The sequence below is a fragment of the Alsobacter sp. SYSU BS001988 genome, assembly GCF_054796215.1.
On the sequence record NZ_JBTAMK010000012.1, the window covers coordinates 1 to 23,088 of the forward strand.

At 71.5% G+C, this 23,088-nt stretch carries 19 protein-coding genes; 7 read left to right on the forward strand and 12 right to left on the reverse strand.

Annotation, left to right across the window (positions count from 1 at the left end):
* Positions 1-134: 134 nt before the first annotated feature.
* Together ACYVO7_RS18690 and ACYVO7_RS18695 are read left to right on the forward strand one after the other, a co-directional pair.
* Positions 135-722, forward strand: a complete 588-nt coding sequence (locus tag ACYVO7_RS18690; RefSeq protein WP_460451328.1) for a gluconate 2-dehydrogenase subunit 3 family protein — start codon at positions 135-137, stop codon at positions 720-722.
* A 54-nt stretch (positions 723-776) separates the two neighbouring features.
* Positions 777-2,345 (forward strand): GMC family oxidoreductase, encoded by a 1,569-nt coding sequence (locus tag ACYVO7_RS18695; protein ID WP_460451329.1) that lies wholly within the window; start codon positions 777-779, stop codon positions 2,343-2,345.
* Between the two features lie 33 nt (positions 2,346-2,378).
* Here the strand turns inward: ACYVO7_RS18695 and ACYVO7_RS18700 are convergent, their stop codons facing one another.
* The 12 genes from ACYVO7_RS18700 to ACYVO7_RS18755 all read right to left on the reverse strand — a co-directional run bounded on the left by ACYVO7_RS18700 (position 2,379) and on the right by ACYVO7_RS18755 (position 17,316).
* Positions 2,379-3,104, reverse strand: a complete 726-nt coding sequence (locus ACYVO7_RS18700; RefSeq protein WP_460451330.1) for a DUF1028 domain-containing protein — start codon at positions 3,102-3,104, stop codon at positions 2,379-2,381.
* A gap of 63 nt (positions 3,105-3,167) precedes the next feature.
* Complete coding sequence (locus ACYVO7_RS18705) at positions 3,168-3,989, reverse strand: alpha/beta fold hydrolase (RefSeq protein WP_460451331.1); 822 nt, start codon at positions 3,987-3,989, stop codon at positions 3,168-3,170.
* 162 nt (positions 3,990-4,151) lie between these two features.
* Entirely contained in the window at positions 4,152-5,210 is a 1,059-nt protein-coding gene (locus tag ACYVO7_RS18710; protein WP_460451332.1) for an ABC transporter ATP-binding protein, read from the reverse strand.
* On the reverse strand, positions 5,207-6,790 hold the full coding sequence (locus ACYVO7_RS18715) for an ABC transporter permease (RefSeq protein ID WP_460451333.1): 1,584 nt from the start codon (positions 6,788-6,790) through the stop codon (positions 5,207-5,209). The genes ACYVO7_RS18710 and ACYVO7_RS18715 overlap by 4 nt, the downstream gene beginning before the upstream one ends.
* 63 nt (positions 6,791-6,853) lie before the next feature.
* Positions 6,854-7,888: an iron ABC transporter substrate-binding protein gene (locus ACYVO7_RS18720; RefSeq protein ID WP_460451334.1), complete on the reverse strand. Its 1,035-nt coding sequence runs from the start codon at positions 7,886-7,888 to the stop codon at positions 6,854-6,856.
* 258 nt (positions 7,889-8,146) lie between these two features.
* Positions 8,147-9,082: an ABC transporter substrate-binding protein gene (locus tag ACYVO7_RS18725; protein ID WP_460451335.1), complete on the reverse strand. Its 936-nt coding sequence runs from the start codon at positions 9,080-9,082 to the stop codon at positions 8,147-8,149.
* Positions 9,083-9,164: 82 nt separating this feature from the next.
* Positions 9,165-10,196, reverse strand: a complete 1,032-nt coding sequence (locus ACYVO7_RS18730) for an ABC transporter permease subunit (protein ID WP_460451336.1) — start codon at positions 10,194-10,196, stop codon at positions 9,165-9,167.
* Between the two features lie 40 nt (positions 10,197-10,236).
* Positions 10,237-11,787: a sugar ABC transporter ATP-binding protein gene (locus tag ACYVO7_RS18735; protein ID WP_460451337.1), complete on the reverse strand. Its 1,551-nt coding sequence runs from the start codon at positions 11,785-11,787 to the stop codon at positions 10,237-10,239.
* Positions 11,787-13,046, reverse strand: a complete 1,260-nt coding sequence (locus ACYVO7_RS18740; protein ID WP_460451338.1) for an ROK family transcriptional regulator — start codon at positions 13,044-13,046, stop codon at positions 11,787-11,789. Before ACYVO7_RS18740 ends, ACYVO7_RS18735 begins: the two co-directional genes overlap by 1 nt.
* Before the next feature lie 75 nt (positions 13,047-13,121).
* Positions 13,122-14,603 carry a xylulokinase gene (gene xylB / locus ACYVO7_RS18745; protein ID WP_460451339.1) on the reverse strand — a complete coding sequence of 494 codons (1,482 nt, stop codon included), beginning with the start codon at positions 14,601-14,603 and terminating at the stop codon, positions 13,122-13,124.
* Between the two features lie 91 nt (positions 14,604-14,694).
* Positions 14,695-15,789 carry a patatin-like phospholipase family protein gene (locus ACYVO7_RS18750; protein ID WP_460451340.1) on the reverse strand — a complete coding sequence of 365 codons (1,095 nt, stop codon included), beginning with the start codon at positions 15,787-15,789 and terminating at the stop codon, positions 14,695-14,697.
* A gap of 99 nt (positions 15,790-15,888) precedes the next feature.
* Positions 15,889-17,316 (reverse strand): Dyp-type peroxidase, encoded by a 1,428-nt coding sequence (locus ACYVO7_RS18755; protein ID WP_460451341.1) that lies wholly within the window; start codon positions 17,314-17,316, stop codon positions 15,889-15,891.
* A 390-nt stretch (positions 17,317-17,706) separates the two neighbouring features.
* On the opposite strand from ACYVO7_RS18755, the gene ACYVO7_RS18760 reads away from it, so the two are divergent.
* The 5 genes from ACYVO7_RS18760 (at position 17,707) to ACYVO7_RS18780 (ending at position 22,957) form a co-directional block, all read left to right on the forward strand.
* Complete coding sequence (locus ACYVO7_RS18760) at positions 17,707-17,889, forward strand: DUF3606 domain-containing protein (protein ID WP_176002941.1); 183 nt, start codon at positions 17,707-17,709, stop codon at positions 17,887-17,889.
* Positions 17,890-18,295: 406 nt separating this feature from the next.
* On the forward strand, positions 18,296-18,793 hold the full coding sequence (locus ACYVO7_RS18765; protein WP_460451342.1) for a (2Fe-2S)-binding protein: 498 nt from the start codon (positions 18,296-18,298) through the stop codon (positions 18,791-18,793).
* Positions 18,790-19,860: an FAD binding domain-containing protein gene (locus ACYVO7_RS18770; protein ID WP_460451343.1), complete on the forward strand. Its 1,071-nt coding sequence runs from the start codon at positions 18,790-18,792 to the stop codon at positions 19,858-19,860. Before ACYVO7_RS18765 ends, ACYVO7_RS18770 begins: the two co-directional genes overlap by 4 nt.
* Positions 19,853-22,108, forward strand: a complete 2,256-nt coding sequence (locus tag ACYVO7_RS18775) for a xanthine dehydrogenase family protein molybdopterin-binding subunit (RefSeq protein ID WP_460451344.1) — start codon at positions 19,853-19,855, stop codon at positions 22,106-22,108. The genes ACYVO7_RS18770 and ACYVO7_RS18775 overlap by 8 nt, the downstream gene beginning before the upstream one ends.
* 363 nt (positions 22,109-22,471) lie before the next feature.
* Positions 22,472-22,957, forward strand: a complete 486-nt coding sequence (locus ACYVO7_RS18780; RefSeq protein ID WP_460451345.1) for a hypothetical protein — start codon at positions 22,472-22,474, stop codon at positions 22,955-22,957.
* Positions 22,958-23,088: the final 131 nt, after the last annotated feature.

The following is a 23,088-nucleotide window of genomic DNA, read 5'->3' on the forward strand; positions in this document are numbered from 1 at the left end:
TGTGCTTCCACGCGCGGGTGTACTAGTTGTTGTGGTTGATTAAGATGCTGGGCCGCGACGGGGCGGGCCGGGCGGGCCCCCCCCCCCCGCTTCGCCAACGAGCGCCGAAGGCGCCGATCCCTGGAGGAGACACCATGCACGAAGGCCATCATCACGCACACGAGCACGAGGACCGCTGGCGCGGACCTTCACAGGGGCCGGGCGGACCGCTCAGCCGGCGCAACTTCCTCCGGCGCTCGTCGGAGGTCGCGTTCGCGGCGGCCGTGACGATCACCTCGGCCGGCGCGCTGCTCAACTCGGCGGAAGCCTGGGCGATGGAGGTGAAGAGCCTGCAGCCCGCCACCATGAAGACCCTGATCCTCATGGCGCGCGACATCTACCCGCACGACAAGGTGCCGGACCGGTTCTACGCCATCGCGGTGAAGGCCTATGACGAGAAGGCCGGCAAGGACCCGGCCTTCAAGGCGATGATCGAGACGGGCGTCGCGGGGCTGAACGCGGCCGCCGGACCGGGCGGCTATTCGGGCGTCGGCTGGGAGGCGCAGCGCGTCGCGTTGCTGCGCGCCATCAGCGCCTCGCCGATGTTCGAGACGGTCCGGTCGGGGCTCGTCGTCTCCCTCTACAACCAGCCGGAGATCTGGCCGATCTTCGGCTATGAGGGCGAGTCCTACTCCAAGGGCGGCTACATCGCGCGCGGTTTCGACGACATCGACTGGCTGTAGCCAGGCGGCGCATCGCGAACGCGGACGAGACCGGACGAGGAGAGGGACGAGACCATGGCTGCGAAATTCGACAACAACGACGACAGCGTCGTCGTCATCATCGGTTCGGGCGCGGGCGGCGGCACGCTCGGCAACGAACTCGCCCAAAAGGGCGTCAACGTCGTGATCCTGGAGGCGGGAGCCCGGCACGAATACGATTCCTTCCTGAACGACGAGTGGGCCAGCTTCTCCCAGCTCGCCTGGACCGACGCCCGCACCACCTCCGGATCCTGGAGGGTGGCGAAGAACTTCCCCAACCTGCCGGCCTGGATCGTCAAGGCGGTGGGCGGCTCCACCACGCACTGGGCGGGCGCCTCGCTGCGCTTCCAGGAGCACGAGTTCAGGGGACTGAGCACCTATGGCAGGGTGCCGGGCGCGAACCTCCTCGACTGGCCCATCACGCTGGCCGAGATGGAGCCCTTCTACGCGGCCGCCGAGGAGAAGATGGGCGTGACCCGCACCGGCGGTCGGCCCGGCCTGCCGGGCAACAACAACTTCAAGATCCTCAAGGCCGGAGCCGACAAGCTCGGCTACAAGGAGTGTCACACGGGCCGCATGGCCATCAATTCGACGCAGCGCGACGACCGCAACTCATGCCAGCAGACCGGCTTCTGCTTCCAGGGCTGCAAATGGGGCGCGAAATGGTCGACGCTCTACACCGAGATCCCCAAGGGCGAGGCCACCGGCAAGCTCGAGGTCCGGCCGCAGAGCCACGTCATGCGCATCGAGCACGACGCGTCCGGCAAGGTGACCGGCGTGATCTACGCCGACAAGGACGGCAAGGAGCAGCGCCAGAAAGCCCGCATCGTCGCGGTCGCCGGCAACTCCATCGAGAGCCCGCGCATCCTACTGAACTCGGCGAGCTCCAAGTTCCCGGACGGCCTCGCCAACTCCTCCGGCCAAGTGGGCCGCAATTACATGCGGCACATGACCGGGTCGGTCTATGCGGTGTTCGACAAGCCGGTGCACATGTACCGGGGCACCACCATGGCGGGCATCATCCAGGACGAGGCGCGCCATGATCCGAGCCGCGGCTTCGTCGGCGGCTACGAGATGGAGACGCTCTCGCTCGGGCTGCCTTTTATGGCCGCCTTCCTGGACCCCGGCGCCTGGGGACGCGAGTTCACCAGCGCGCTCGACGGCTACTCCAACATGGCCGGCATGTGGCTTGTCGGCGAGGACATGCCGCAGGAGACCAACCGGATCACGCTCAGCGCCGTAAAGGACAAATACGGCATGCCCGTCGCGGACGTGCATTTCGACGATCATCCCAACGACGTCGCGATGCGCAACCATGGCTACGGGCAGGGCTCCAAGCTGTATGAGGCGGTCGGAGCGACCCGCACCTTCCCGACCGTGCCCTATCCGTCGACGCACAATCTCGGCACCAACCGGATGAGCGAGAAGCCGCGCGACGGCGTCGTCAACAAGTTCGGCCAGGCCCACGACGTGAAGAACCTGTTCGTCTCCGACGGCAGCCAGTTCACGACCGGGGGCGCGGAGAACCCGACGCTCACCATCGTGGCGCTGGCGATCCGGCAGGCCAACCACATCGCCGAACAGATGAAGGCCCGCACCATCTAGGCGTCCGGGCGACGCGTCCTCTCCCGCCGCCGCCTATTCCGGGTGGCGGCGGTTCCATTCCAGCGTATAGGCGGCGCAGGACGCGTCGAGCTCGGCCCGGTCCAGGACGCCGCCGGGTCGGGCGCGGGTGGGGCCGGCCGCCTGGAACGGCACATAGCGCTGATGCGCCATGCGCCAGAGGCGCCGCAGCTCGGCCAGCGGCTCGGGGTCGTCGTCCACGCGGATGTCCATCGCGGGGTAGACCTCGGTGGTCCAGATCCTGAGCGCGGCGGACTGCTTGCCGCGCTTGTCTCCGCCCGCCTCCTGGCCAGCCTCCAGGGCGCGCAGGAGGCGCTCGTCGAAATCGAGGGCGCCGTTCTCCTGGTAGCTCTGCAGCGTGTCGGCCACGACCTGCGGACCGGCCAGCATGTTGCCGGCGACCGAGACGCCGGTCGCGCTCAGCGAGCCGCGCCAGTCGACGCAGTCGGCCCCGGTGAAGACGGCCGTCTCGCCGTCGCGGTCGACGACATGGGCCTGCCGGTTCGACGCGCCGGGGTCCGCCGCGACCAGGATCGCGAGAGTCTCGGCCGCGCTGCGGCCCTCCTTGAGGAGCTGCAGCCCGTCCACGCCGAAGAACGGGTTGACGAAGGACTGGGTGGCGATCGCGCCGACGCGGCCGCAGCCATAGGGCACGCGTGCGCCGACCGCGAAGGCGCAGGTCGTGACCGCGACGCCATAGGCGCCGGTCCGCGGATCGCGGGCGACGATGGACCATGTCATGAGGCGGAATTCTCCGGTTGCATCGCGCCCAGACTACCGGGCGCGACGCCCGCCGCAACGCCGTCAGGAGCGGAAGAACGCCAGGAGGTCGGCGTTGATCATCGCAGGCTGCGTCGTGCACATGCCGTGCGGCTGGCCCTTGTAGACCTTCAGGGTTCCGTTCTTCAGCAGCTTGGACGACAGCATGGCGGAATCGGCGATCGGGACGATCTGGTCGTCGTCTCCGTGCATCACCAGGGCAGGGACCTCGATGCGCTTGAGGTCGTCGGTGAAGTCGGTCTCCGAGAAGGCCTTGATGCAGTCGTACTGCGCCTTCGCGCCGCCCATCATGCCCTGGCGCCACCAGTTGTCCATGATCCCCTGCGAGACCGTCGCGCCGTCGCGATTGAAGCCGTAGAACGGGATCGGCACCTCCCGGTAGAACTGCGCCCGGTTGAGGGCCACCTGGGCGCGGAAGCCGTCGAAGACCTCGAGCGGCGTGCCGCCCGGATTGGCGTCGGACTTCACCATGACGGGCGGCACGGCGCCGATCAGGACGGCCTTGGCGACGCGGCCCGCCCCGTGCCTGGCGACGTAGCGCGCCACCTCGCCGCCGCCCGTCGAATGCCCCACATGGATGGCGTCGCGCAGGTCGAGATGGGCGGCCAGCGCCGCCACGTCGGCGGCGTACGCATCCATGTCGTTGCCGTCGGCGGTCTCCGTCGAGCGGCCGTGTCCCCGCCGGTCATGGGCGATCACCCTGAAGCCCTGGCCGAGGAAGAACAGCATCTGGGCGTCCCAGTCGTCCGCGCTGAGCGGCCACCCATGATGGAACACGATCGGCTGTCCCTGGCCGAAATCCTTGTAGAAGATCTGCGCGCCGTCCTGCGTCGTGATGATGCTCATTCCATGCTCCCGTTGCGTGCATCGACATGCGCACCCGGAACGCCCCGAAGCCTTCTAAGCAGGATTTCGGCCAGGAGCCACGCCCCGGCGCGCCGAATGTCGAAAGCGCAAACCGGGATGACGCAGACGTGACGAGGGCGCTGACTTCGGTCAGGCCGCAACCTAGAAAACGTGAGCTTCCCCGCCCACGATCAGGTGCACGACGGTGCCCACCTCCGGGGCGCCGAAGCTCGGCAGCTTCAGCGCGAGGCTCATCGCGCCGTCGCCGACCGAGACGGTGACGGCGCAGTCGGCGCCCTCGAAGCGGGAGTCGGTCACCACGCCCGGCACGGCGCGCCCGTCGCGTCCGACGGGCGAGGTGGACTCCAGCGAGGGGCTGGCGTGCACCATCACTTGCTCGGGCCGCAGCATCACCTCGACCGGCCCGACCTTGCCGCGCGTGGCGGCCGGGATGCGCCCGAGCGCGCAGTCCACGTAGCCTGGGCCCGCATAAGCCAGGATGAGGATGGCCCGGCCGAGAAACACGGCCGTCTCCTTGGTGAGGGGGCGCAGATAGAGGTCGCGCGGCGGGCCGACCTGGGCGAAGAGGCCGTCGCGGATGACCGCGACCTGGTCGGCGAAGGACAACGCCTCCGCCTGGTCATGCGTGACCAGGATGCTGGCGACGCCGGCGCTCTGCAGCGCATGGGCCACCACCTCGCGCACGCTCTGGCGCAGGCTGGCGTCGAGCGCCGAGAAGGGTTCGTCGAGGAGCATCAGCCGGGGCCGCCGGGCCAGCGCCCGGGCGAGGGCCACGCGCTGCTGCTGCCCGCCCGAGAGCTCGTGCGGCCGGCGCGTGGCGAGGCGCTGCTCGAGCTCCACCGCTTCGAGCAGGGCGGCGACGCTGGCCTCCTTGTCCGCCCCCTTGTCGAGGCCGAAGCTGATGTTCTCGGCCACGTCGAGATGCGGGAAGAGCGCGCCGTCCTGCGACACGATGCCGATGCCCCGCTTGTGGGCGGGGATGATGCGCGGGCCCTTGGCCAGCACCTCGTCGCCGAAGGCGATGACCCCGGCGTCCGGCGCCTCGAACCCGGCGACCAGGCGCAGCAGCGTCGACTTGCCCGAGCCCGATGCGCCCACGACGGCCGTGCGGCTGCCCGCCGGCACGTCGAGGTCGACGCCGCCCACGGCCGTCACATGGCCGAAGCGCTTGGACACGCCCCTGATCCGCAGGTCGCTCATCGGCCGGAGATCCGTCGGGACTGGGCGTGCAGCACCAGGGTGAGGGGCAGCGAGGCCACCACCATCGCGGCCGCATAGGGCGCGGCGGCGGCGTAGTCGATCTCGCCGGTGAGGGACCAGAACGCCGTCGCCAGCGTGCGGGTCCCGCTCGGCGCCAGCATCAGGGTCGCGGTCAGCTCGGTGGCCGCGCCCAGCGTCACCAGCGCGATGCTGGCGGCCGCGCCGGGGGCGGCGAGGCGAAGCGTGATGGCGCAGACCGCCTGGAAGGGCGTGCGGCCGAGCGCCATGGCGGCCCGCTCCAGCTCCACCGGAGCCTGCGCGAGGCTCGGCCGCAGCCCCGCCATGGCGCGCGGCAGGAACAGCAGCGCATAGGCGATCAGCAGCGTCGCCACCGTCTGGTAGAGCGGCAGGGCGACCCGCACCGTCACGGCCACGAGCGCCAGGCCGACCACCACGCCGGGGAGCGAGCCCACATAATAGTGGCAGGCCTCGAGCATGCGCTGGACCCGCCCGGGCGCGCGCACCGACAGCCACGCCATGGGGGCGGCCGCCAGCGTCGTCACGACCGCGCCGGCCAGCGACAGCAGCAGCGTCTCGCCCAGGGCGGAGGCCACCGCCGGGCCCCAGACCTCGGCGCCGCCGATGGCGAGCCATCGGGCGATGATCCAGGAGGGCACGCCCAGGCTGAGCGCGGCGGCCAGCGCCAGCCCCGCCATGCTCGGGATCGCCCACGGCCCCAGCGGCTTGCGATGGGCGACCCGCGCCGCGCCGGGCCCCAGCCGGGCGTAGCGCTCGTCGCCGCGGATGCGCGACTCCAGCCACAGGAGCCCCATGCAGCACAGCACCAGCACGCCGCCCATCATGTTGGCGGCGGGCGCGTTATAGGCGGACTGGAACTGGTCCATGATGGCGGTCGTGAAGGTGTCGTAGCGCACCAGCGCATAGAGGCCGTATTCGGCCAAGAGGTGCAGAGCGACGAGCAGCGAGCCGCCGCAGACGCCGAGGCGCAGCTGCGGCAGCACCACCTGGAAGAACACGCGCCAGGGGTCGAGCCCCAGCGAGGCGGCCGCGTCCTCGAGCGCCGGATCCAGCCGCCGCAGCTGCGCCGCGACGGGCAGGTAGAGGAAAGGCGAATAGGCGAGCACGGAGACGAGCGTGGCCGCCCAGAGGCCGCTCATGCCGGGGGCGAGGGTCGTCCAGGCGTAGCTCTGCACGAAGGCCGGCACCGCGAGGGGCGCGACCGCCAGCCATGACCAGACCGGGGCGAAGCGCAGGTCCGTTCGCTCGGTCAGCCAGGCGGTCGCCACGGCCAGCGCGATGGCGGGCGGCAAGGTGCACAGTTCGAGCAGGACGGTGTTGACCAGCAACTCCCCCACGCGCGGGCGCAGCACGAGGGCGACGGCGTCCGTCCAGCCGGTCTGCACGGCGATCAGGGCCACGAAGCCGAAGGGCAGCAGCGACAGGAGCGCCACCAGCACGGCGGCGGCGACGACCGGGGCGCGGCCGCCATGGCTGAGCCGGCCGAGCGATGGAGGTCGCTGGCCGGCGCTCATGTCGAGGGGGACGAAGGCGTGTGACATCGGTGTGGGGAACGCGACCTCTCGGGCGCCGCGGCCGTCTCCATGGACGCCGCGGCGCGGTCCTTATAGCAGACCCGCGGCCGTCATCATCTCCGTCACCTTGCGGCTGTTGAGCCGGGCGGGATCGACCTTCGGGGCCTGCAGGTCGGCGAGCGGGACCAGCTTGGCGTTCGACGCCTCGCCCTTGCCCACCGCGTATTCATAGGAGTTTCCGGTGCGCAGGATCTCCTGGCCGCCCTTGCCGGCGATCCATTTCACGAAGGCCTGGGCTTCGGACTGGCGCTTGCTCGAGGCCAGCACGCCGGCGCCGGAGATCGACACGAAGGCGCCCGGGTCCTGGTTGCGGAAATAGTGCACGCCGACATTGCCGCTGTTCTCGCCGGTCTTCGCCTGATCGCCGTAGTAGTAGTAGTGGTAGATCACCGCGCCATCGACCTCGCCGGCGTTGACGCCCTTCATGGCGGCGCTGTTGCCGCGATAGGCCTTGGCGTTCTGCTTCATGCCCTTCAGCCACTCGCCGGCGGCTTCCTCGCCCTTCAGCTCGACGACGGCGCTGACGATCGCCTGGAAATCGGCGCCGGACGGGGAGGCGGCCCAGCGCCCCTTCCAGGCCGGATCGGCGAGGTCCATGACCGACTTCGGGAGCTTGTCGGCCGAGAGCTTGCGCGTGTCGTAGACGAACACCGTCGAGCGGGCGGCGATGCCGATCCAGCGGCCATGCGAGGGCTTGAACGCCTCGGGCACCTGGGCGGCGGCGTCGGCGGCGACGGGCGCGAACAGCCCGGCGCCGTCCACCAGCGCCATGGCGGGCGAGTTCTCGGTCAGGAAGACGTCGGCCGGGGAGTTGGCCCCTTCCTGGACGAGCTGGTTGCCGAGCTGCGTGTCGCCGCCGTTGCGCAGCGTGACCTTGACGCCCGTCTCCTTGGTGAAGGCGTCGGCCCAGGCCTGCGTCAGGCTCTCATGCTGGGCGTTGTAGACCACGATGCCGGCGCCTTCGGCCCGCGCCGGAGCGCCCCCGAAACCGAGGGCCGAGACGGCCAGCGCCGAAGTCGCCGTGACGGCCAGAGCCGCCATGAACCGGAACGCGACAGAATTCATGATCCACCTGGAAGAGTGTTGAGCCGGAGCCTGCAAGCAAGCTTGAGCGCTCTCTTAAACGGCCTGGAGCAAGTGTCAACACAGGTCCGATAAGATTATAGGAGTTCTAAAGTAGCGCGTTACTCGGATCTGATCCGCCGCGTGGGCAGTTTTACTTTAGAAGGATTACACGGTGCGAAGACGACCGGCCCAAAAAGCGGCGGGGCTTCCGTCCTGCGAACGGAAGCCCCGGCCTGGCGTGCGGTGAAAGGTCCCAGCTCAGCGCGGGGACGACCAGCCCTTGTAGTCCTTCACATTGTCGCGGGTGACGAGCTTGGACTCCATCAGGGTCACGGTCTGGGCCGGCTTCTTGCCGTTCATGGCGTCCGCGCCGAGCCGCACCGCGAGCTGCGCCATCGCGTAGGGGTCCTGGCTGGCGGAGGCCTGGATCTGCGGGCTGCCGGCGTCCTTGAGCGCCGCCTCGATGTCGGGCGCGCCGTCGACGGAGGTGATGACGATGCCGGTCCGGTTCAGCTGCTTGGCGGCGAGGTCCGAGCCGATCGCCTGCGGATCGTTGATGGCGAAGACGGCGTCGATCTTCGGGAAGCGGGTGAGGTGGCCCTGCATGACGGCGAGGCCGCCTTCGCGCGACCCCTTGGCGTCCTGGTCGTCGGACAGGATCTTGATGCCGGGCGCCTTCTTGAAGACGGCCTTGCAGCCGTTCACGCGGTCGACCACGGCGGAGACCTGCGGGCCGTTCTGGATGACGACGTCGCCCTTGCCGCCGAGCTTGTCGACGATGTACTGGCACGCGACCTCGCCCGCCTGGACGTTGTTGGTGGTGACGGTGAGGTCCGCGCCCTTGGCGGCGGTGTCCACCGCCACGACCAGCACGCCGGCGGCCTGCGCCTTCTTGATCGCCGGCTCGAGCGCGTTGGCGTCGCCGGGGTTCAGCAGGATCATGTCGACGCCGGCGGCGATGAAATTGTCGATCTGGGTGAATTGCTTGCCGAGGTCGTAGTCGAAGCCGACGGTCGTGACCTTGACGTTCGGGTTGATCTTCTTGGCCTGGTCCTCGGCGCCCTTCGACAGGGCGACGAAGAACGGGTTGCCGAGCGAGCCCAGCGAGACTCCGATGGACTTCAGGTCCTTGGCCGAGGCGGCGCCGGCCGAAAGGGCGACGGCGGCGGCGGCCGCCAGCAATGCGATCTTCATGAGTCTTTCCTCCACGTCCTCCGGTCTGATTGTTCCCGCCGGCCCGACCGAGAAAGGGCTGGGGCGGTGACCGCGGACCCGTTCAGGTGCGCACGGAACCCTTCAGGCGGTAGCGATCCAGCGCCACCGCCCCGATGATGACGAAACCCTTGATGATGAATTGCCAGATGTCGGACACGCCGACGAGAATGAGGCCGTTCGACAATACCGCGATGATCAGCGCGCCGATGAGCGTGCCCCAGATGGACCCGATGCCGCCGACGAAGCTGGTGCCGCCCAGAATGACGGCCGCAATGGCGTCGAGCTCGTAGGACTGGCCGAGCTGCAGGCCGTTGGCCGCGTAGAGGCGCGCCGCCGACATGGCGCCGCCGAGCCCGGCCAGCGCCCCCGAGGCGCCGTAGACGAAGAGCAGCACGCCCCAGACCTTGACGCCGGAGAGGCGCGCCGCGTCGGGGTTGCCGCCGACCGCATAGATGTGGACGCCCAGCACGGTCCGCCGCAGGACGAGCCAGGAGACGAGCACGACCGCGAAGGCGATGACGACCAGCCAGGGCACGCCCAGCACCGAGCCGTTGCCGATGAAGGCGAAGGGCAGCTGCGGGTTGAAGACGGTCTTGTCCTCGCCGAGCAGACGGGCGAAGCCGCGCACCGCGGTGAGCGAGCCCAGCGTCACGATGAAGGGCGGCAGGTTGGCGAAGGCCACCAGGGCGCCGTTGAGCAGGCCGAGCGCGAGGCCCGCCAGGATGGCGACCGGCACGCCGATCCAGCCCCAGCCGGGGATCTTGGAGGCGATGACCGCCGCCATGGCGGCCGCCGCCAGGATCGAGCCGACCGAGAGGTCGATGCCGCCCGTCAGGATCACGAAGGTCATCCCGGCGGCCAGCACGGTGTTGATCGCGGCCTGCTGGGCGACGATCGAGATGTTCTGCCAGCTCATGAACCGGCCGGCGGACCAGGCCTCCGTGAGGGAGCCGGACTCGGCCCAGCCGGACAGCAGCTGGAACAGGATCGCGATCAGCACCAGCACGGGCAGCATGCCGAGCGCCTGCACGGCCGACTTCACGGCGAGGCGCCGGCGGGTCTCCTGCGACGCGATGTCGAGGCTGGCGGTCATGGGGTGAACCTCATGGTCGGGGAGCGTGGCGCGGACCGGGTCATGCGGCGAGCTCCGCAGCTGCGCCGGTGGCGATGGCGCCGATGTTCTCCTGGGTGATCGCCCGGCCGGTCGCGCCGCCCACTTCGCCGGCTATCGCGCCCTCGCGCATGACGAGCACGCGGTCGCAGACGCCGACGATCTCCGGCAGCTCGCTGGAGATCACCACGACGCCCACGCCCGAGCGGGCGAGGTCGTCGATGAGCCGGTAGATCTCCGACTTGGCGCCGATGTCGACGCCGCGCGTCGGCTCGTCGAGGATCAGCACCTTGGGCTTGGTCTCCAACAGGCGCGCGAGCAGCACCTTCTGCTGGTTGCCTCCCGAGAGCGCCCCCACGGGCAAGAGGTCGGTCGGCGCCCTGACGCCGAGCGCCCTGACGGCCGCGCTGGACCGCAGGCGGGCTTTCGCCCGGTCGAGGAAGCCGGCCCATCGGCTGTCGCGGCCGATGACGCCCAGATTGATGTTCTCGCGCACGCTCATGTCGAGGAAGAGCCCGAGATGCTTGCGGTCCTCGGTGAGGTAGACCAGCCCCGCCTCGATCGCCTCGCCGGGCCCTTGCGGCGCGAAGGGGCGCCCGTCCAGCTCGATGGTCCCGGCCACGGGCCGATCCGCGCCATAGATCAGGCGGGCCAGTTCGGTGCGCCCGGCGCCGACGAGGCCGGCGATCCCGAGCACTTCGCCCTGGTGGAGGTCGAACGAGCAGCCCCGCACGCGACGGCCGTCGGCCAGGTCGCGCACCGACAGGAGGACGGGCCCGCGGCTCGCATGGGCGTCGTGCTCCTTCTTGTAGAAGGAGGACAGGTCGCGCCCGACCATCATGCGCACCAGGGCGTCGGCCGACAGCTCGGCGCGGGTGAGCGCGCCCACATGGCCGCCGTCGCGCAGCACGCTGACGCGGTCGGCGAGCTCATAGACCTCGTTCATGCGGTGGCTGATATAGATGATCGCCATCCCCTCGGCGCGCAGCTGCCGGACCAGGGCGAAGAGCGCCTCCGTCTCCCGGGAGGACAGCGACGTCGTGGGCTCGTCCATCACCAGGATGCGGGCCCGCGCGTGCGCCGCGCGGGCGATCTCCACCTGCTGGCGTTCCGCCATGGACAGGCCCGAGACCAGCGCCGACGGGCCGAACTCCACGCCGAGGCGCTCCAGCACCGGGCGGCACTCGGCCGCCATGGCGGCGCGGTCGACGAAGCCGGCCCTCGCGGGCTCGCGGCCGAGCAGCATGTTCTCGGCGACGCTGAGATTGGGCGCGAGCGCCAGCTCCTGGTAGATGATCGCGACGCCCAGCCGGCGCCCGTCCAGCGGGCCGGCGATCGTGACCGGCCTTCCGTCGATCAGGATGGTCCCGCCGGGGTCCGCCTGATAGGCGCCGGACAGGATCTTCATCAGAGTCGACTTGCCCGCGCCGTTCTCGCCCATGAGGGCGTGGATCTCGCCGGCATGGACCTCGAGCGACACGTCGTGCAGCGCCCGCACCCCCGGGAACGTCTTGGAGATGCCGCGCATCTCGAGGACGGGGGCGGCCTGCGTCGGGGCCGGGTACGCGGCCATCACGCCACCTCCATCAGGGTCCGCGACCCTTCGGTCGCGATCCGGGGCTCGTCGCCGGTCAGCACGCCCGTGAGGGGGCTGAAGCTGACATGCAGCGGCAGGCTCGCCGCGCCGATCGCGCCGGCGTCGTGGCCGATGGCCCCGGCCAGGACCGTCGGAGGGCGGCGGGATTCGGCGACGGCGGCGGCGAGCGCCTCCTGGAGCTGCGCGATCAGGCTGTCCAGCAGCACGGGCGCAAGGTCGCCCGCGACGACCACATGGTCGATGTCGAGGAGGTGGACGCTCGTCAGGACCGGGCGCGCCAAGGCGTCCGCGGCGTCGCGGCGCCATTCCGCGAAGCCCTCGGGATCGGCGGCGGCCGCCTCCGCCACGTTCCGGCTCGTGAGGTCCGCCCCGCGCGAGCGCAGATGCCGGGAGAGGGCGGCCAGGGACGCGCGGGCCATCAGGGGCAGGTGTCCCTTGGGGGCAGGGGGCCCTGAGGCCAGCCCGGAGGGTCCCACCGGCATCACGGCCACGTCGCCGGCGTTGGCGTGGCGCCCGCTCAGGGAGTTGCCGCCCAGCACGACGCCGCCGCCGATGGCGGGCCCGACGAAGAGATACAGGAAGTCGTCATGCTCCCGGCCGTGGCCGTAGATCATCTCGCCGACCGCCGCGGCGCTGCCGTCGTTCTCCAGCAGCACCGGCAGCCCCGTCGCGGCGGCCAGCGCGGACTTCGCGTCGAAGCCGTCCCAGGCGGCGAGGGTGGCGCCCGGCAGGTCCAGTTCGGCGAGCCAGCTGCCGAGATTGTAGGGGGTCGCGAGCCCGATCCCGGCGATGCGGGACCGGCGGCTCGGACCCAGCGCCCTGCGGAACCGCCTGACGCTGTCGCTGACGGCCGCGATCGCCGCGGCGGGCTCGGGCAAGGCGTCCAGCCGGGCGCGATGCAGGATGGCGCCCCGGAAATCCACCAGCACGGTCTCTACGAGATCGCGGTCGATCCGAACGCCCACCGAATAGGCGCCCTCGGGATCCAGCTCCAGGATGGTGGCCGGCTGGCCGCGCCCTCCGTAGCGCTTGCCGACGGTGCGCACGAGGCCGCTGTCCTCGAGCTTGCGGACGATGACGCCTGCGGCGTTGCTGGTGAGGCCCACGCGGCGGGCGAGATCGGCCTTCGATGCGGGGCCAAGCCGGCGCAGCGTCGACAGGATCACGCGTTCGTTGTAGTCGCCCAGCAGGACCGACCGCGAGCCCTGCCTCTTGGAGGGAGCACCCGTCCTCACCTTGCGTTCCTCATCCATCGCGCGGCGCGCTTATTAATTCATTGTGAATTATGATTGGCCGGCAGGAGCCGGCTGTCAAGCGCCGTCGGGGGCGGGCCGGAAGTGCGGCCTGAGAGCCTGGTAGAGCGCCCGGAATCGGTGCGCCTCACCCCGATAGCGCTCGCGCCACTCCGGATCCGGCTCGGTCACGTCCATCGGCGGCGGCGCCGCGCAGACCTCGCCCGGCGCCTCGCCGGTCGCGGCCAGGCGCGCCAGCCGGGCGGCGCCGAACGCCGGTCCGCGCTCCCCGCCGGCGAAACGCGCCAGGGGGACGTCCAGCACGCTGGCGAGGATACGCACCCAGAGCCGGCTTCGCGCGCCCCCGCCGATCACGCCCGCCTGGGAGATCTGCGTCCCGGAGGCGACGAGGGCGGCCTGCGCGTCCGCGAAGCTGTAAGCCACGCCTTCCAGCACCGCGCGGGCTACGGCGCCGGGCGAGGTCGAGGGCGTGAGCCCGAACAGGACGCCCCTGGCGTGCGGGTCGTTGTTCGGCGTGCGCTCGCCCGCCAGATAGGGCAGGAAGATCAAGCCGCCGGCGCCTGGCGGCTCCGCCTCGGCCGCCGCCAGCAGGGCGTCGATCCCGACGCCGAGGAGCGACGACGCGAAGGCGAGGCAGGAGGCCCCGTTCAGCATCGCGCCCATCTGGAACCAGCGGCCGGGCAGAGCGTGGCAGAACGCGTGGACGGCGGCCTCGGGCGCGGGACGGTAGCGCGTTCCGGCGACGAACAGCTGGCCCGACGTTCCCAGCGACAGGAAGGCGTCGCCGTCCCCGATCGCGCCGACGCCGACCGCACCCGCGGCCGCGTCGCCGCCGCCTCCCGCCACCACGACCCCGGCCGGAAGGCCCCAGTCCCGCGCGCAGTCGGCGCGCAGCGCGCCCGCGGGCTCGGAGCCCTCGACGAGGGCCGGCAGCGCGGAGTACGGCAGGCCGGTCGCAGCCGCCGCTTCCGGCGACCATCTCCGCCGGCGCTGGTCCAGCCACCACGTTCCTGCGGCGTCCGACATGTCGGTGATGCGCTCGCCCGTGAGCTTCAGGCGGACATAGTCCTTGGGCAGCAGCACGGTGCGCAGGCGCTCCAGGACGTCCGGCTCGCGCCGCGCCAGCCACGGGATCTTGGGCCCGGTGAAGCCCGGCATCGGCGCGACGCCGACCAGGGCGGCCAGTCCGGGATGCTCCAGCCCGAGCCGGCGCGCCTCCTGCTCGGCCCGGCCGTCGTTCCACAGCATCGCGGGCCGGAGCGGGCGGTCGTCGGCGCCCAGCAGGACGGCGCCGTGCATCTGGCCCGAGAGGCCGAGGCCGGCGACGCGCGCCATGTCGCCAGGGCGCTGGCGGGCGATGTCGTCCAGCGTCCGGCGCACCGCGGCCCACCAGTCGTCGGGGTCCTGCTCCGACCAGAGCGGATGGGGGCGCGAAATCGCCAGCGGCGCCTCGGCGACCGCGAGCACGGTCTGGTCCGCGTCGACCAGCGCCGCCTTCACGGCGGAGGTGCCGACGTCCACGCCCAGATAGGCCGTCATGGAAAGACCGTCATGGACATGGCCGTGGCCCCGCTTGCGCCTGTTTGCGCCAGCGTGATCTCGCCCGCGCGGCCTTGCAAGCCGCGGAGCGTCAGGCGCTCGCGCGTTCGCGACGGGGTTCGGCGTCGCACCGCGTCGCGACGAAGCCGTTCGTCTGCGCCAGGCTCATGGCGGCGGCGAGGGCCGCCTCCATGCCGCGCGCGCCGGCGCTCCAGCGCCGTTCGAGCGTGGTCGCCGAGTAGTCGAAGAGCTTGGCGAGGCCCGGCTCCGACGGACCGAGCGGATATTCCAGCAGGACGATGGCGGCGGCGCCGGGGGGCGAGGCCTCCTCGCCCTGCGCGCGCTGGAGCGCCGCGACCCGCGTCATCAGCTCGTGCTCGCGGCGCGCGGCCGCGATCAGCGACCACGTCTTGCTCGCGAAGGCGATGTCGGCCGCCCGCGCGGCGGCCTCCACCATGGTGCGCGGACGGCTTCCGCGCAGCGGCATCAGGTCCATGGCGACGGCCAGGAGCGGCTCGCGCATGCCGTCTTCCAGGAACGGCGCCAGCGGCATGTTGCCGGTCAGGCCTCCGTCGCCCAGCAGCCGTCCCTCGATCTCGATCGGGGCGAAGATGGGCAGCATGGCGCAGGACGCCATCAGGTGGTCCGGCCCGATCCGGTCGCCGCGCCTCGTGTCGAACACGACCTGCTCGCCGGTGACGACGTCGGACGCCGTGATGACGAGCTGCGTCTCGCCAGAGTTGAGGCGGTCGAAATCGACGAGGCTCTCCAGCCGCGGCCGCAGCGGTTCGAGCGAGTAGAGCCCCGGCTGCGGCCGGGCCCAGTGCAGGCTGGAGATCTGCGGCCGGAACATGCCCGGCCGGCCGAACATCAGGCTCGCCAGGGCGCTGGTCGCGCGCCGGCCCTCGCCGAAGGGATCCGGCGCCTCGGGCTCGGCGGCGGGAGACAGCAAGCCGCCCAGGAGCACGTCGGACGCGGAGGTCCAGAAGGCCCGCAGCGCCTCGCCGGTGCGCTCGCGGGGCGTGCCGGCCGCGATGGCGGCGTTCAGCCCGCCGACCGACGCGCCGGCGAAGCCGTCCGGCGCGGGTCCCGTCTCGCAGAGCCGCGCCAGCGCGCCGCCCTGGTAGGCGCCCAGCGCCACGCCGCCCGAGAGGGCGACGATGAATCTGCGTCCAAGCTCCGGCATGCCATCCTCGCGTCGCGGCCTCGTTGCGGCTTAGACGTTTGGGCGGCGGTCGGGTTCCGGCCGGACTTGGGCCAAGCCGACCGCCGCGGCGCGACGCTCCTAGACCGCCTTCAGGAAATCGCGGGAGGGCGCAAAGAAATATTCGCCGCCCTTCAGCGTGACGAAGCGGTCGAAGCTGAAATTCACCGGGGCCCCGCCGCTCCAGCCGTCCGCGATCGGGATCGGGCCGGCCGGGGCCTGGCCCATCACGATGTCCGCCCCGGTCCCGGCGGCGACGAAGTTCGGGTTGTTGGCCCAGGTCGCCTGCGTGAACTCGAACTGGTCGGAGAGGCTCGCCATATAGGCCATGAAGAGCAGCCCGACCCCGCCCGTCGGCTCGTCGGTGAAGTCGTTCGCGGCCTCGTCGAAGGCGCGCGACCCGTAGGTGATGCCCCGTCGCGCCATGATGTGTCCGCGCTCCTGGCGCGTGGTGGTGGCAGCGCCGAAGTCCTGGGCGATGTGGAGCGGGGATTCGCCCCGCGGGTTGGTCTTGCGGATATGGGCCACGAACGGGCAGCGGCGCGCCTGCTCGTCGCTGGCGTAGGTGAAGTCGTTGGGGGGCGGCATGTCGGTCGGCAGCGGGTTCAGCGCCACCGGCGAGCCGTCCTCGAAGCGGCCCACGATGAGGGCGCCGGCGCGCTCTTCGAAGGGGCCGCCGGAAAGGCCGAGCGCCGTGCTCAGGGCCTCTTCCTGGTCCTTGAAGCCCTTGACGTTCTGCTCCAGCTTGCGGAACACGAAGAAGCTGCCGAAGCTGGTCGGCCTGTCCGCGCCGGGGTCCTTCACCAGGAACTGATGGGGCGGGAAGGCCGGGTCCCAGTGCGACCGCGGCTCGCCCTCGACGTCCTCGGCCAGGAACAAGGGCTGGCTTCGGCCGTCGACATAGCCGAAGTGTTCGACGCCTTCGAACTTCTCCGCCACCCTGCGCTTGATCGCCGTCCCGTCCTCGAATCCGAGCAGGGTCGCGCCGGCCGCCTCCAGGCGGCCCTTCCAGAGATTCGCCGTCTGGGCCGCCTCCGCGGCGGTGTCGCCGGCGGCGAGCAGCATCGCGTCGATGGGCTGCTGGAACGTCGAGTCCCACTGGGCGACGGCAGGATCGTTGATCGAGGAGCCCCGGACCTGCATGCCCTGCGCGAAATCGGCAGCGTCCGGCGCGGCCGCCTCGGCCTGCAGGACCGCATAGCCGCCCGGCCTCAGGAAGAAGCACAGGACGGGCCCGCCCGAGACGCCCGTCTCCTTGAAGCGCTCGGCCGCCTGCAGCTGGTCGAGGGCGGAGGGCATGTTGCGCCCGATGCGGCGGACCACGGCCCTCAGGTCGTTCGGGTCGGCGCCCTGGAAGGACCAGAACAGGTTGCGCGTGTGCTCGCGCCCATGCCCCTTGACGATGTTGGCCTGCATCCCGCTGAGGAGCCGGCGCACCGTGCCGTCGGCGGCCCAGGTCTTCCAGGCGATCGGGCGCTTGAGAAGCTCGTTGATCGGCGTCGTCGGCATGATGTGTCTCCCGCTCACGTCCAGGAACGGCCGCAAAGCCGCCAGTCATCGTGGCTGTGATCGAGGGGCTGGATCAGTCCTGGAGCTGGCCGCCCGTCCTCGTGCATGATCTGGCGCCCGTACAGCGTGCCCCAGGCGCGTATCGTCGAGCGTGACGCGCCTCACAGGTCTCCCGCTGCACGCTGGATGCGGCTGGAACGATCGACGAAGACCGTGGATTGGTTGGGATGATCTGGCGCGGTCGCCTCATTGTCGCGCACCCGACGGCGCATCGGCCGACGGGCCGAGGGGCGGGCGGCGCCTGGGCCGGGTTGACAGGCGGTCGCCCGGGGAGCTTGTGCGGCGCGACCGGCGCGTGAGCCCCGGCCATCGGCGGCGGAGCGGAGCATCATGGCGGGCCTTAAGGACAAGCGCGGCTTCATCGACAAGGACCGGCTCGACCTCTCCGAGCGCAAGGCGGTCGAATACTGGATGAAGCGCTGGGGCGTGACCCGCGACCAGATCGTGGCGGCGCATCGCAAGGCGGGGCTCATGATCAAGGACATCGCCGCCGAGCTCGGCAAGAAGCGCTGACGCCTGCGCTGCGCTGACTCGCCGCATGACGGCTCGCGGGCTGCGCTCCGGCGCGGCCTGAACGCCTGAACCGAATCTGTGTGCCTCGCCGCCCGCAATCGCCTGCCCGAAGCCGCCGCATCGTCCCTCGATCCGGCGGCTTCGCCTTGAGGGCCGCTGGGCGTTGCCTTGCGCCGCGCGCGCTCCATGTGGATCGACGAGGCGCCGCCGGGGTTGCTAAACGGAGGTTGCCTCCGTATAGTGCGGATCGCCGGAGCGTGAAGAGCGGAAGACCGCCGCCCGCCAGGCGTTCATTCCAGACACCTTGACCGACGGCCCAGCGCCGGAGCCCGGATTTGCGTTCTCGCCGCGCTCCGCGTCGGCCACGGCCTCGCATTCACGCCCACAGCCCTCATCGGAGCACGGCATGAGCCTAGCCATCAGCCTCACCCTGAATGGCGTCCCCCGCCGGATCGAACTCGACGACCCGCGCGTGACGCTTCTCGACCTCCTGCGCGAGCGACTGGACCTGACGGGGACCAAGAAGGGCTGCGACCGCGGTCAGTGCGGCGCCTGCACCGTCCTGGTCGACGGCCGGCGGGTGAATTCCTGCCTGGCGCTCGCCGCCAGCCTGGACGGGGCGGACGTGCTCACCATCGAGGGCGTCGGGCGCCCCGATGCGCTGCACCCCGTGCAGGCCGCCTTCGTCGCCCATGACGCCTTCCAGTGCGGCTTCTGCACGCCCGGCCAGATCATGAGCGCCATCGGGCTGATCCGGGAGGCGCAGGCCGGCGACGATCCCGAGCGGATCCGCGAGGCGATGAGCGGAAACCTGTGCCGCTGCGGCGCCTATCAGGGCGTCACCGAGGCGGTGCTCGAAGCCCAGAAGGCGCTCGCCGCCGCCAGCCGGGAGAGCGCGGCATGAAGACCTTCGACTACGTCAGACCCTCCAGCATCGGCGAAGCGGTCGCGGCCGCCTCGCAGCCGGGCGCGGCCTATCTGGCCGGCGGCACCAATCTGCTCGACCTGATGAAGGGCGACGTCAGCCGCCCCGACCGCCTCGTCGACGTCACGCGCCTGCCGGGGCTCGACGCCATCGAGGTCCTGCCGGGAGGCGGCCTGCGGATCGGCGCCATGGTGCGCAATTCCGACCTCGCCCATCACCCGGAGGCGGCGCGCCTCTACCCGGCGGTCGCCGAGGCCTTGCTGTCGGGCGCGTCGGCGCAGCTGCGCAACGCCGCCACGGTGGGCGGCAACCTGCTCCAGCGCACGCGCTGCCCGTATTTCTACGACGTCGCCAGCGCCTGCAACAAGCGCCAGCCCGGCAGCGGCTGCGACGCCCTGGGCGGCGACAACCGCCTTCACGCGGTGCTGGGCTGGAGCCAAAGCTGCATCGCCACGAACCCGTCCGACTTCTGCGTCCCGCTGGCGGCGCTCGACGCCGTGGTGGAGACTGAGGGCGCGGCCGGGCGCCGCGAGATCCCGCTGGCGGAATTCCATCTCCTGCCGGGCGACGCTCCCCAGCGGGAGACCGTGCTGGAGCCCGGCGAACTGATCGTCGCGGTGAGGCTGCCGGCGGACGCGGCCGGGTTCGCGGCCCATGCGCGCTACCTGAAGGTCCGCGAGCGGACGTCCTACGCCTTCGCGGTGGCGTCGGCCGCCGCCGCCCTGCGGCTCGACGGCGGCCGCATCTCCGAGGCCAGGATCGCGCTCGGCGGGGTCGCCCTCAAGCCCTGGCGGGCGCGCGAGGCGGAAGCCCTGCTGGCCGGCGCGCCGGCCGCCCCGGAGAGCTACCGCCGGGCGGCGGAAGCGGCGCTCCAGGGCGCCGAACCCTCCGGCGACAACGGCTTCAAGATCGAGCTCGCGCGCCGGGTCGTGGCCCGCGCCCTGGCGCTGGCCGCCGCCGGGACGCCGGAGCGCGTCCCGGCGCTCCCGGCCTCGCCCTTCGCTTCTCCCGCATTCGTCTCGTCAGGAGCCTCGCCGCATGTCTGACATCGCCCTGAACCAGAACCCCGCGCATCAGCGCCACGGGTCGAATATCGGCCAGCCCCTGACGCGCCGCGAGGGCGTCCTGAAGGTCACGGGAGCCGCCGACTACGCCGCCGACCACCACCCCGCCGGCATGCTGCACGCCGTCCTGGCGGTGAGCCGGATCGCGCGCGGGCGCGTCGCGTCCCTCGACGTCGCGGCCGCCAAGGCCCATCCGGGCGTGGTCGAGGTGATGACGCCGGCCAACAGGCCGGCCCTGGCGGAGGATCCGGACGCCAAGACCAACCCCTTCATGTTCAGGCTCGACCTCCTGCAGAACGACCGGGTGCGATACGCGAACCAGGCCATCGCGGTGGTGATCGCCGAGACGCTGGAGGCGGCCGCCGAGGGGGCGGCGCTGCTGGCCCCGCGCTACGAGGTCGAGCCGGCCCGCACCGGCCTCGACGGGGATGAAAGCTTCATCCCGAAGGCGGTGGGCGTCGGCAATCCCGCCGAGACGTCCCGGGGCGACGTGGAGGCCGGCCTGGCCGAGGCGGCGCTGCGCGTCGAGGCGGTCTACGACACGCCGGCCCAGTACCACAACGCCATGGAGCCGCACGCGATCGTGGCGGCGTGGGACGGCGACCGGCTCTCCATCGACACGCCCAGCCAGGGCCTCGCCATGGCTCAGGGCCGCATCGCCGGCCTGTTCGGCGTGGCGCCCCAGAACATCAAGATCCGCAGCCCCTATCTGGGCGGCGGCTTCGGCTCGAAGGGGCTGATCTCCGGCCCGCAGATCCTGGGGATCCTGGCGGCCCGGCTGGTCGGCCGTCCCGTCAAGCTGACGCTGCGGCGCGAGCACATGTACGGCCCCGTCGGCCACCGGGCTCCGACGCGCCAGACCTTGCGCCTCGGGGCTTCGCCCGACGGGTCCCTCACGGCGCTGCATCACCACACCAGGACGGCGACGAGCACGTTCGACGACTTCTTCGAGCCGGCGTCGGACGTCTCGCACACGCTCTACGCGACCCCGGCGCTGGCGACGTCGCATGAGGGCGTGCGCCTCGACGCCGGGACGCCGCTCTTCATGCGCGCCCCCGGCGAGGCGACGGGCTCGATCGCCCTGGAGAGCGCCATCGACGAGATGGCCTTCGCCTGCGGCATGGACCCGCTGGCGTTCCGGCTGAAGAACTACGCCGAGGTCGAGCCCATCTCGGGCAAGCCCTTCTCCTCCAAGGCGCTGCGGGACTGCTACCGGCAGGGCGCGGAGCGGTTCGGGTGGTCGCGGCGGGCGCTGCAGCCGCGCCAGATGCGCGACGAGGCGGGGCTGCTGGTCGGCTGGGGCGTGGGGACGGCCACGTTCCCCGCGCTCATGTTCCAGGCCAAGGCCACGGCCGTCATCCGCCGCGACGGGAGCGGCGCGGTGGAGATCGGCGCGCACGACATGGGGCAGGGGGCCTGGACGGCGCTCGCCCAGATCGCCGCCGACGGGCTCGGGCTCGACATCGACCAGGTCGATTTCGTGTCCGGCCATTCGGACCTGCCGGACGCCGGCATCGCGGGCGGCTCCGCCCATACGGCGACGGCCGGCATGGCGATCCACAAGGCCGGCGAGGAGGTCATCGCCAAGCTCGCCGCGCTGGCGACCGGCGACGAGCGCTCGCCCTTGTATGGGGCCGGCAACGCCGGCGTGACCGCCCGCGGGGGCCGCCTCATCCGGCGCGACGACCCGTCCCGCAGCGAGAGCTACGCCGACATCCTGTCCCGCGCCGGCCTCGACCGGATCGAGGCCCAGGGCGCCAGCGCGCAGGACCCCGCCGCCGCCGGCGCCTATGCGATGCACGCGCATGGCGCGGTGTTCGCCGAGGTGAAGGTCGATCCGGATCTCGGGCAGGTGCGCGCCACGCGGGTGGTGGGCGCCTTCGCGGCGGGCCGGATCATCAACCCCCGCATGGTGCGCAGCCAGTATTTCGGCGGCATGATCTGGGGCGTGTCCTTCGCCCTGCACGAGCGGGCGGTCACGGACGCGCGGTCGGGCCGGATCATGAACGCCGATCTCGGCGACTACCATGTGCCGGTGAACGCCGACGTTCCGTCGCTGGAGGCGATCCTGGTCGAGGAGCATGACCCCCACGTCAACGCCCTGGGCGTCAAGGGCGTGGGCGAGATCGGGATCACCGGCACGGCCGGAGCGGTGGCCAACGCGGTGTGGCACGCCACGGGCGTGCGCGTGCGCAGCTTCCCGATCACGCTGGACCGGCTCCTCGTCTGAGGAGCTGGGCCTGCGCAAGAAGAAGCCCCTGCGCGGCGGTCCGGGCAGGGGCGCGGGCCGTGAGGCCCTGCCCGGTCGCGGGTGATCAGGCCGGCCGGGCGATCTGACATTTCAACGGCTTGAGCGGGCCATGGTTCCCGACCGTCCCGGATCGGGAACGGGCCTGCGGCCGCAGGCCCGGCGCCTTCGCGCTCTGTTCCCGTTGACCCGGGCGGCCCCGCATAGGATCCTTGGAGCCGCTCCACCAAGCCTTCACCATCGGCCCGGAAATCGCCACGACTGCGCCCCGTGTTCAGCCGTCGCAAGCCTTTGGGCGTCATTCATGATGCAGGAGAGATCATGCGTGCAGGGGAGGGTCCGGTCATGAACGCGTTTCTCGACTTCACCCGCAAGGCCCACGAGAGCAAGCGCATCGGCTTCGGCGACCTGCGCCGGCTGCAGCGCGACATCCTGCCGACCGGCGTCGCCACCCCCCGCGAGGCCGAACTGCTCCTGGCGCTGGACGGCGCCCTGGCGCGCGCCGACAAGGGCTGGACCGACTTCCTGGCCGAGGCCGTCTCCTCCTTCGCGCTCGGGCGCGCCGCCATGGGGCTCGACGAGGAGACCGCGGCCTGGCTCCAGCGCGCCGCGTCCGCGGCCCGCCCGGCGACGGCCGCCGCGGTCCTGAAGCGCGTGCGCCGGGACGCAGCCGCGCGCGGCGGACGCCGCGACGCCGGGATCCGCCCCGCCGCGGCCGAACCCTCCGAGGCGGTCCGCCCGGGCTGGGAGTGGCTGGCCAGCGGCTATCAGGTGGAGGTCCGGCCGGCCGGACGAAACGGCGCTCGCGAAGAGCTCCTGCCGGTGGAATAAGTATTCCATTCAAGTTTTCGAGTAATGCTGCATCGCACAAGCGATCTTTCGCCGTTTTCTGGCGGGAGGCTGCGCTTTGGCTGTGGACAGCACCCCGACCTTTGCTAGACTAGAGCCGAAGCCGCCAAAGC

Bases quoted from the DNA above. Each gene is read 5' to 3' on its own strand.
- ACYVO7_RS18690 (WP_460451328.1), top strand. From the start codon at position 135: ATGCACGAAGGCCATCATCACGCACACGAGCACGAGGACCGCTGGCGC.
- ACYVO7_RS18770 (WP_460451343.1), top strand. From the start codon at position 18,790: ATGAAGACCTTCGACTACGTCAGACCCTCCAGCATCGGCGAAGCGGTC.
- ACYVO7_RS18780 (WP_460451345.1), top strand. From the start codon at position 22,472: ATGAACGCGTTTCTCGACTTCACCCGCAAGGCCCACGAGAGCAAGCGC.
- ACYVO7_RS18750 (WP_460451340.1), bottom strand. From the start codon at position 15,789: ATGCCGGAGCTTGGACGCAGATTCATCGTCGCCCTCTCGGGCGGCGTG.
- ACYVO7_RS18735 (WP_460451337.1), bottom strand. From the start codon at position 11,787: ATGGCCGCGTACCCGGCCCCGACGCAGGCCGCCCCCGTCCTCGAGATG.
- ACYVO7_RS18760 (WP_176002941.1), top strand. From the start codon at position 17,707: ATGGCGGGCCTTAAGGACAAGCGCGGCTTCATCGACAAGGACCGGCTC.
- ACYVO7_RS18720 (WP_460451334.1), bottom strand. From the start codon at position 7,888: ATGAATTCTGTCGCGTTCCGGTTCATGGCGGCTCTGGCCGTCACGGCG.
- ACYVO7_RS18705 (WP_460451331.1), bottom strand. From the start codon at position 3,989: ATGAGCATCATCACGACGCAGGACGGCGCGCAGATCTTCTACAAGGAT.
- ACYVO7_RS18725 (WP_460451335.1), bottom strand. From the start codon at position 9,082: ATGAAGATCGCATTGCTGGCGGCCGCCGCCGCCGTCGCCCTTTCGGCC.
- ACYVO7_RS18695 (WP_460451329.1), top strand. From the start codon at position 777: ATGGCTGCGAAATTCGACAACAACGACGACAGCGTCGTCGTCATCATC.
- ACYVO7_RS18765 (WP_460451342.1), top strand. From the start codon at position 18,296: ATGAGCCTAGCCATCAGCCTCACCCTGAATGGCGTCCCCCGCCGGATC.
- ACYVO7_RS18710 (WP_460451332.1), bottom strand. From the start codon at position 5,210: ATGAGCGACCTGCGGATCAGGGGCGTGTCCAAGCGCTTCGGCCATGTG.
- ACYVO7_RS18775 (WP_460451344.1), top strand. From the start codon at position 19,853: ATGTCTGACATCGCCCTGAACCAGAACCCCGCGCATCAGCGCCACGGG.
- ACYVO7_RS18700 (WP_460451330.1), bottom strand. From the start codon at position 3,104: ATGACATGGTCCATCGTCGCCCGCGATCCGCGGACCGGCGCCTATGGC.
- ACYVO7_RS18715 (WP_460451333.1), bottom strand. From the start codon at position 6,790: ATGTCACACGCCTTCGTCCCCCTCGACATGAGCGCCGGCCAGCGACCT.
- ACYVO7_RS18730 (WP_460451336.1), bottom strand. From the start codon at position 10,196: ATGACCGCCAGCCTCGACATCGCGTCGCAGGAGACCCGCCGGCGCCTC.
- xylB (WP_460451339.1), bottom strand. From the start codon at position 14,603: ATGACGGCCTATCTGGGCGTGGACGTCGGCACCTCCGCCGTGAAGGCG.
- ACYVO7_RS18755 (WP_460451341.1), bottom strand. From the start codon at position 17,316: ATGCCGACGACGCCGATCAACGAGCTTCTCAAGCGCCCGATCGCCTGG.